We start from the raw sequence: 7308 nt of genomic DNA, 5'->3' as shown, positions 1-7308 counted from the left end.
AGAAAAGAAACAATGGGATGGACGAAAGAATCTCATTTATCGTTATCGTTATGTTTCTAGAGTTCCTCTGAGAGAGGTCGAGTCAAGTCTCGAAGTTAATTGGTGTGAAGTCACGGTCATTAATGAAAAAACACAGAAAATTATCTATCAAAATAATTGGATTACCAATCATCAAATTACTGAAAATAATGTTGAAAAAATTGTCAAAGCTGGACGCAGCAGATGGAAAGTTGAGAATGAAGGAAATAACGTTCTTAAAAATCACGGTTATAATTTAGAACATAATTTTGGTCATGGTCAAAGTCATTTATGCGAGTTCTTGTTGTCTTTAAATTTACTAGCTTTTTTATTTAATACCGTTTGAGATTTAGTTAATCATACTTATCAAAAGATTCGTGAGTTATTAGTTACTCGCACCAGTTTTTTTAATGATATTCGTACTTTATTAAAATATTTTTGTTTAAGAATTGGTCAGAGTTTTTCTTGTTTATTCTTACCGAATATGTCCCGCTTAAAAAAATAAATTCTAGTTAAAAATGTCAATTTTTCGAGAGAAGGAAAGATTATTTTATTCATTGAAAAAACCACAAATTAGGTCAGAATTTCAGCTAAATTTATGAGTTGAGATAAGTTTTTTATGGGCAGATATTTTAAAACTGTCTCTTGAAGCTAATTATGATGATTATCTTGAAAAAAAATGATAATTAGACAGAAGTTCTCTATGTGAACAAGAGAACTTTATCTTCTTTTGTTTTCAAAATGAGAATTGCTGATTGAACCCAACCCGCAATTAGGAAGAGGAGTCGCTTACCAAACACAATTTCTCTGTCACCTACTGAACGTACCGGCTGGCAAAATGAGTGCCTTTGTCGATGAACCGGCACACTTCTTGAACTGGCTGCATCAGAACGGGCAGGAACAAGTGACAGCATCCACCTTCGTGCCGCGCCAGATTTATGGAGATTACGTGCAGGCGCTCTTGAAGGAAGCAAGGGAGAAAGCTCCGGCTTATATACAGTTAGAGCAAATCGTAGAGCGAGCGAGCGCAATCGAAACGCTCCCCAACTATACAAAGGTCTATCTGAGCAGCGGCCGGTGTTTGTCTGTGCAGAAGGTAGTGCTGGCATTAGGCAATTTTCCCGCCTCTTGGCCAAAACCCATTGCCCTGCTGTCGAACCGCGATCGCTATGCCAGGCATGGTTGGTCGGCTGAGGCGACCTACGGCTTAAATCCAGAAGATTCGCTATTGCTGGTGGGAACTGGACTGACGATGGCTGATGTAGTGGTTGCCTTGCGCTCTCAAGGATTCCAGGGACAGATCCATGCCGTCTCGCGCCACGGATTGAGCCCCCACTCTCACCAAGTGACTTCCCCTTATCCTGCCTTTATTGACCTAGAGACTGCGCCAAAAACAACGCGAGGATTACTCCACTTAGTGCGCCAAGAAGTGCGATCTGCTCAGGCACAGGGGCAAAACTGGCGGGCGGTATTTGATGCCCTGCGTCCGCTCACGACAGAACTCTGGCAAGCACTGCCCTTAAAAGAACAGGAGCGATTTCTGCGCCACGTTAAGGCTTACTGGGAAGTTCACCGCCATCGAATCGCGCCAGAAATTGCTGAGAATCTCAATGCAGCCGTGCAGTCCGGTCAATTGAGATATTATGCCGGGCGGATTCAAAGCTGCCAGCAGTTGGGGGATCGGGTGGCGGTGACAGTTCGGGAACGGGGCAGCCACAGAGATCTCTTTTTTCAGGTCAATCGGATTGTCAACTGCACCGGCTCAAACTCTCACTATAGCCAACACCCCTTGCTGGTAAACCTACAACAACAAGGGCTACTCCGCCCTAGCCCAGTGTCAATTGGTATCGACACTGCCCCCAATGGTGCCCTCATTGATGCTGATGGAAATGTTTCCCAAGGGCTTTATACCTTGGGAACGCTACGCAATGGCAATCTTTGGGAATCCATTGCCGTTCCCGAAATCCGGGTGCAGGCTGCTAATCTCGCCCAGGAGATTCTACAATCCCTGTCGCTCAAGCCGATGAATAGGTTTGAGTAAGTTTAGTCAAGCGCTGTCTTTGTTTTGGGAAACGGGAATATAATCGCTAACGTCTCCCGTAACCACACCACCACGCTGTCCGTCAATACTGACCGGAACATCGCCCACAATGGTGATCCGTTGCACCCGACGGGGGCGATCGCCATAGTCCGCAATCGCGTAATGCTGGGTAGAACGATTATCCCAAAAAGCGATATCCCCCACTTGCCAACGCCAACGTACCGTGTTTTCCGGACGGGTGACGTAGGACTGCAAAAGTTTTAGGGTATCGAAAGAATCCTCTGAAGAAAGTCCTTTAATCCGACGGGCGAAGGATCCTAACACCAGCGATCGCTCACCAGATTCAGGATGAACGCGCACCGCCGGATGGATAGCCTCATAAATTGTCGATTGGAAAACCTTGGCGTAATCCCTTTTGGCTTGGGAAATCTCAACCGTAGAAGCGGCATAATCCGAGTGATTGGTATGAACGACCCACAGATGCTCAGCTAAGGCTTTCAAATGGGGTGGCAAATCTTCATATCCTGTCACCGTATTAGCCCACATCGTATCCCCTCCATATTGCGGAATAATAACCGCACGTAAAATCGAGCCTAATGGCGGTCGTTCTACAAAAGTAACGTCGGTATGCCAAAGATCCGTATAGGCATGGTGTCGCCGATAATCTAAATCGAAAATTTCAGGGTAATCCGTTAAGTAACCAGGTACAGTGGGGTGAGCTTTTGTCAACTCGCCAAAACGACGGGCAAAAGCGATGTGACCCTTTTCGTCTAAGGTTTGTTGTCGAAAAAAAATAACTTTGTATTGAATCAACGCTTTACGGATCTCCGCGATTAGATCATCGCTCGGATTTTGACTCAGATCGATGCCAACGATCTCGGCTCCAATTCGCCCGGCGATCGGTTGAATATTGAAATAGTTGAAACCCATAGATTTATCCTCCAGTTCCTAGTTCTCACCGTCTCAGATCGGTGACTTAAATACGAAAAATGCAAGAGCAAATGTGGCGATAACGGGATTTTTAGAAAGTAAACGTGGTTCTGACTGTCCCGATGATCCCGTCGGGATTTCCCGCATCCTGGTTAGGTGCCGTGATCCAGATTACCCCCGGCGTGATCGAGATATTCTTCGTCAATTGGTACTTATAAAACGCCTCCAGATGGAGCGAGAGATCGTTCGGGCTAGTATCTCCCCGATACGGCTCTGCGCCCACCACGAGACCGCCTAAATTCCCCTCTTTCCCCAGATCGGGAAAGCCGAGTCCTAGCGCGTAGTACCAGATATCGGCACTACCGGAACCGCTAGTCCTTCGGGCGTTGGTGTAACCGAAGAAACCGTTAAGAATGACGTAGGGGTTAAACTGGAAGAAACCCGAAACCCCGTAGGAGTTCGAGGAAACCGGCCCGCTAAAGGGCGCGTTCGCGGGAGCCGTACCGATTTTCGCCCCTCCCGTGCCGAAGTCGAAGAGAGGTCCGTCCGGTTGATAAGCGTGGACGTAGGTGAGCGCGATACCCGCGTTCGTGTCGGGCAACCAAGCCAGTTGGAACAGGGTGTTATATTCCCCGTTAAATAAACCGTTTCCCGGATTGGGGTTTCCCGATGTATCGTCTCCCGCCAGATAGCCGGCGCTAATGGTAAACTGTTTGCCGATGTTGTAATTGAGACCGACTCCCGAACCCCCGCCGAGGGTGTAGACGGGATTGAATTGGGCGAAGATACTGAGGGCTTTCCGGCCGTTCGTCCCTCCCCCGATCACGGGGTTGAGGGTCGGGGCGAAATCCCACCAGCGACCGCTATAGGCTGGGATATAGACGTACAGATCGCCCACGGGAAACTCGTAGGCGAGCCAGTCGAGGACGATATCGTTGCCGTTCCCCGCCGGGAGGTTAAAGGTTTGGTTGCCCTGGGCGTTATTGGGGAATCCGGGGAGTTGCAATCGGGTCGTACTACTGGCCGCCAATCGGACGGTTAAGAGGTCTTTTCCAGTAAAGCTAGACTCCAAGGATAGACGAACCCGATCTTGAAACACAAGGTTACTTCCCTGTATCGAACCTTGGAACGCGTCGGTCAGGGCAAAGATTACTTCTCCCTTCAGTTTCGTCGTCGTCGAGAATTGATGATTTTCTAGAAAAGCGGTGCGCTGTTCGAGATTGTCGAGCCTGGCACCCAAGGCCGCCAACTCGGCGGCGAATTCCTCCGCCAATCGGTTAAGCCGAACGATATCCTCGCTGGCGATCGCTACATTTTCCTGAAGTAACCGCTCGATCGTGTTCAGACAGGCGTTTAAGCCCGCGGCGAACTCCCATCGCGTTAAGGCTCGATCGCCCCGAAAGGTTCTGTCGGGATAGCCGACGATACAGCCGTACCGTTCCACTAATTGTTGCAGTGCTTGATAGGCCCACGCGCTCGGCGATACGTCCCGCAATTGGGAAACCGAAGTGATCTGGGCCATCGGCGGCTGGTTTTCTAAAAATTTTTCCTCGGCCCGGGACGGATTCGCGCTCGCCAGGGCTATCCCGACCAAAACCGAACCCGAAAATAATCGAACTAGAAATCCCTCGAACATACTTCTAGACTCCTTCACCGTGAATTAAATACAGTAAGTTGATAGGCATACTGTATTTATTGATTAATCGAGGAGTATGACACAAATTTCCGAGCGGTGCAAGTTTTGTCAGGATATACAGACTCTTCTCTAGGTCGTTCCATTAGTTATTATCCATGGCGACCCGTTTACTTTTTTTCGTTACTAAATTAAGGCATAAATGACAACCTTACAGTCAGCTAAAAGCTAGTCTGGGCTTAAGTTTTAAAATCCTATACAAGAAAATTTATATCTCAAATCAGCAACTCAAGAAACCTTTGTCAAGTACAATTTATACAAAATTATATGAGTTTATTTTGATTAACAAACTTGACTTTTTTGGTCGGCTTGCCGTAGGATAGTTAAATCTCGATGGACTAGCTAACTTTACGAATTCGTGATTAGGCGACACGAGAGAAATTAGCCGTAGTTCGATCATTTCTTTCCGAGAAACGATCGCTCTTTTCCTATTAGCCGCGAGGGAGTTGTATGGTTTTCAAACCGGAAAGGACACCCACCCGAAATCCTTCTCGAAAATCCCCGATCTATCGTTTTCTGACCCCGGAACGAGCGATCTCTCTGGGAGCGGTGCTGCTGATCTTCGCCCTCTGGTATCTCAGTACGTCTTTAGGCTGGGCCAATCCCCTGTTTCTCCCAACGCCTGCAGCGGTTTGGTCGGCATTTGTCGATATTCTGCAAAGTGGCTACAAGGGCCACTCGCTTCTCTATCACCTTTTTCAGAGTATGTACCGACTGATGGCGGCGCTAGTGCTGGCGACTGTTACCGCCATCCCCTTGGGTATGTTATGCGGTTTCTCCAAACTGATCCGAGCAGCCCTTGACCCAATTATCGAGTTCTACCGACCGCTACCCCCCCTCGCTTACTACACCCTGTTAGTCATCTGGTTAGGCATCGAGAATCCCTCGAAAGTCGCCCTGTTATTCCTAGCCGCCTTCGCCCCACTTTTTCTAGCGGTGGTTTCCGGGGTGGAACGGATCTCGATCGACCGAATCAACGGCGCACGATCCCTCGGTGCTTCCGGCTGGCAGTTATTTGTCTATGTCATTTTCCCCTCCTGCCTGCCGGAAATTTTCACCGAATTGCGAACGGCGATCGGGGTTTCCTATTCCACCCTAGTGGCGGCCGAAATGGTCGCCGCTACTTCGGGTATCGGTTGGATGGTACTTGATGCCAGTAAATTTCTCCGCAGCGATGTTATTTTCGTCGGCATTACCATCATGGGGTTGGTCGCCATAGCGATCGACGCAGTGATCCGTTGGATAGAGAAAACCCAATTGCCCTGGATCGGTCGCGACGCCTGAGTTTTTTTTAGTGATTGTAACGAGATATCTTATGCCGTTGAAACGTCGAGAACTATTGTTAGGTTTATTGGGCGCGAGTGTACCCGTGATCCTGTCAAGCTGTGTCAGCGAGAAGACCGGGAGTTCTTCTAACCCGTCGTCCACCACCACAACCGGAACACTTCCGGAAAAAATCCGCATCGGCTATCAGGTGATTCCCAATCCCGAACTACTTGCGAAAGCCTTGGGACTGGCGGACAAAGCCTTTCCTGATGCCAAGGTAGAATACATCAGCTTCGATTCGGGACGAGACGTGAACACCGCGATCGCCGCAAAAGGAATCGATTTCGGGGCGTTGGGTACGGTTCCCGCCAGCGTGGGTATCGCCAGTGGATTACCCTATCAGGTGTATTTTATCCTCGACGTGATCGGCGCGGCGGAGGCGTTGATCGTGAAGAAAGACATCAAGTCGATCGCCGATCTCAAGGGCAAAAAAGTGGCCACTCCCTTCGGTTCCACCGCTCACTTTTCCTTGGAATCCCTACTGGCCCTGGAAAATATCCCCGAGAAGGACGTGAAGATATTGGATCTACAACCCCCGGATATCGTCGCCGCTTGGCAGCGGGGGGATATCGACGCGAGTTACGTCTGGCAACCGAATCTCAGTAAACTCCAGAAAGACGGGGGAACGGTACTGATCTCCTCGGCCGATCTGGCTAAAAAAGGCATTATCACGGCGGATCTCGGGGTGGTGCGAACGGAATTCGCCGGACAGTACCCCGACGTGGTGAAGCGATATATCGCCGTGTTAGATGAGGCGGTTAAAACATACCGGAGCGATCCGGAAAACGCGATCAAAGCTTTAGCTAAGGAACTGAATATCACACCGGAGGAAACGGCCGCCGCGGTCAAAGAGTTGATCTGGTTGGATTCGAGCGAACAGCGATCGCCGAAATATCTGGGGACACCAGACAATCCAGGTGACTTCGCCAGAATCCTTAAGGAATCGGCAGATTTCGCGGTCAATCAGAAAAAAATCACCAGCGCGCCCGATCTGGCCACCTTTCAAAAAAGCCTCCTTACCAAAGCCCTCTAGTTTCTGAAAGTCCATGAGTTACTCTTTTGATCCGAAAACTATCTCCGATACCCTGACGCGAGAAGTGAGCGTTTGCGAACTAGCCAATGTCGGTGTTACCTTCGGCTCAGGTAGCGAAGGAAATGAAGTCTTGCGGGACATTAACCCACATTCCGCACCCTAAGTGTCACAACGTCTCGAAAGAGGAAGATGCCTGAGTCAAAATACTTATCTAGAGGAGTGAGTTGGCGGCAAGCTGCCGGCAACTAAGCCGAAAATTCCAGGGTT

The 7308-nt window shown here is 49.1% G+C and carries 6 protein-coding genes and 1 pseudogene; 5 read left to right on the top strand and 2 right to left on the bottom strand.

Annotated elements, in window-relative coordinates; translation table 11 throughout:
* A pseudogene (locus IQ242_RS12010) lies at nucleotides 1-449 on the top strand (ISNCY family transposase); the annotation flags it as partial.
* A 317-nt stretch (nucleotides 450-766) separates the two neighbouring features.
* Complete coding sequence (locus tag IQ242_RS12005) at nucleotides 767-2059, top strand: FAD/NAD(P)-binding protein (RefSeq protein WP_228020951.1); 1293 nt, start codon at nucleotides 767-769, stop codon at nucleotides 2057-2059.
* Nucleotides 2060-2065: 6 nt separating this feature from the next.
* Here IQ242_RS12005 and IQ242_RS12000 read toward each other — a convergent pair whose 3' ends face one another.
* Nucleotides 2066-2989 (bottom strand): TauD/TfdA family dioxygenase, encoded by a 924-nt coding sequence (locus IQ242_RS12000; RefSeq protein ID WP_193960129.1) that lies wholly within the window; start codon nucleotides 2987-2989, stop codon nucleotides 2066-2068.
* Nucleotides 2990-3080: 91 nt separating this feature from the next.
* Nucleotides 3081-4625 (bottom strand): iron uptake porin, encoded by a 1545-nt coding sequence (locus IQ242_RS11995; protein ID WP_193960128.1) that lies wholly within the window; start codon nucleotides 4623-4625, stop codon nucleotides 3081-3083.
* A gap of 507 nt (nucleotides 4626-5132) precedes the next feature.
* On the opposite strand from IQ242_RS11995, the gene IQ242_RS11990 reads away from it, so the two are divergent.
* The 3 genes from IQ242_RS11990 to IQ242_RS11980 are packed head-to-tail and all read left to right on the top strand — an operon-like array spanning nucleotide 5133 to nucleotide 7204.
* Nucleotides 5133-5966: an ABC transporter permease gene (locus IQ242_RS11990; RefSeq protein WP_193960127.1), complete on the top strand. Its 834-nt coding sequence runs from the start codon at nucleotides 5133-5135 to the stop codon at nucleotides 5964-5966.
* 31 nt (nucleotides 5967-5997) lie between these two features.
* Nucleotides 5998-7041, top strand: coding sequence for an aliphatic sulfonate ABC transporter substrate-binding protein (locus IQ242_RS11985; protein ID WP_193960126.1), 1044 nt, complete (start codon nucleotides 5998-6000; stop codon nucleotides 7039-7041).
* Between the two features lie 13 nt (nucleotides 7042-7054).
* Nucleotides 7055-7204, top strand: coding sequence for a hypothetical protein (locus IQ242_RS11980; protein ID WP_228020950.1), 150 nt, complete (start codon nucleotides 7055-7057; stop codon nucleotides 7202-7204).
* Nucleotides 7205-7308: the final 104 nt, after the last annotated feature.

This window comes from Microcystis sp. LEGE 08355 (assembly GCF_015207185.1).
Classification (GTDB): domain Bacteria; phylum Cyanobacteriota; class Cyanobacteriia; order Cyanobacteriales; family Microcystaceae; genus Microcystis; species Microcystis panniformis.
Note: the sequence above shows the minus strand (reverse complement) of the source record. Positions and strands in the feature narration are given on the sequence as shown.

Coding starts and splice junctions, on each gene's coding strand:
- IQ242_RS12000 (WP_193960129.1), bottom strand. CDS start 2,989: ATGGGTTTCAACTATTTCAATATTCAACCGATCGCCGGGCGAATTGGA.
- IQ242_RS11995 (WP_193960128.1), bottom strand. CDS start 4,625: ATGTTCGAGGGATTTCTAGTTCGATTATTTTCGGGTTCGGTTTTGGTC.
- IQ242_RS11990 (WP_193960127.1), top strand. CDS start 5,133: ATGGTTTTCAAACCGGAAAGGACACCCACCCGAAATCCTTCTCGAAAA.
- IQ242_RS11985 (WP_193960126.1), top strand. CDS start 5,998: ATGCCGTTGAAACGTCGAGAACTATTGTTAGGTTTATTGGGCGCGAGT.
- IQ242_RS11980 (WP_228020950.1), top strand. CDS start 7,055: ATGAGTTACTCTTTTGATCCGAAAACTATCTCCGATACCCTGACGCGA.